At 71.6% G+C, this 617-nt stretch carries 1 protein-coding gene; it reads right to left on the bottom strand.

The genetic code is table 11. From position 1 onward, the window contains the following. Positions 1 to 276: 276 nt before the first annotated feature. Positions 277 to 456 (bottom strand): NepR family anti-sigma factor, encoded by a 180-nt coding sequence (locus FV226_RS27700; protein WP_147754839.1) that lies wholly within the window; start codon positions 454 to 456, stop codon positions 277 to 279. Positions 457 to 617 lie beyond the last annotated feature (161 nt).

The raw sequence follows: 617 nt of genomic DNA, 5'->3' as shown, positions 1-617 counted from the left end.
TGGTCGCGACGCTGGGCTACTGGCGCCAGCTCAACGAGGGCACGGTCAACAGCATCTCGTCGGGCGCCTTCACCGACATGGGCCACGCCCCGTCCTTCTCGGACAACCTCGTCGAGGTCGCCCGGGCGAACTGACCGCGCCGAGCCGACGGCACGCGCAAGCGCCGCGCGGGGCGCTTGTCCTCGTGGCGTACGGTCTCGGATGTGGGCGCGGTGTGGGAAGCGGACGACGCGGCGGCTCGCACCGCAGGCTCCGCCTCCCTCCCCTAAGTCGTGCTCACCCCTTCGGCCGGTCCAGCTGCGCGATCAGCGCTTCGAGGCGTTCGCTCACCGGGGCGGAGAGGGTGTCGGCGTATAGGTTGCGCAGGTTCTGGCCGAGGTGGCGGCGCACGCTCGGGTTCAGGGGTGGCTGCGCCTGCGGCGTCTCGCCCGGCCGGGACATCTGCGGCTTCGCCATCACCACCCGACCCTCACGCACGTTCGATACGGGGAGAATGGCAAAGCTTGGTTAAGGGCCCGTCACCGGCGGGCGGCGACGCCGCGGAATCGGAACCGCCCGCGGCGGGGGCGTGTTTGCCGGATGAGACCCGTTCGACGCCTCGCCCCCGCCCAGAACCC

Origin of the sequence: Methylobacterium sp. WL12, assembly GCF_008039475.1 — a bacterium.
In the GTDB taxonomy this organism is placed as follows: Bacteria; Pseudomonadota; Alphaproteobacteria; order Rhizobiales; family Beijerinckiaceae; genus Methylobacterium; species Methylobacterium cerastii.
This window is presented reverse-complemented; position numbering and strand designations above follow the sequence as displayed.

Coding starts and splice junctions, on each gene's coding strand:
- FV226_RS27700 (WP_147754839.1), bottom strand. CDS start 456: ATGGCGAAGCCGCAGATGTCCCGGCCGGGCGAGACGCCGCAGGCGCAG.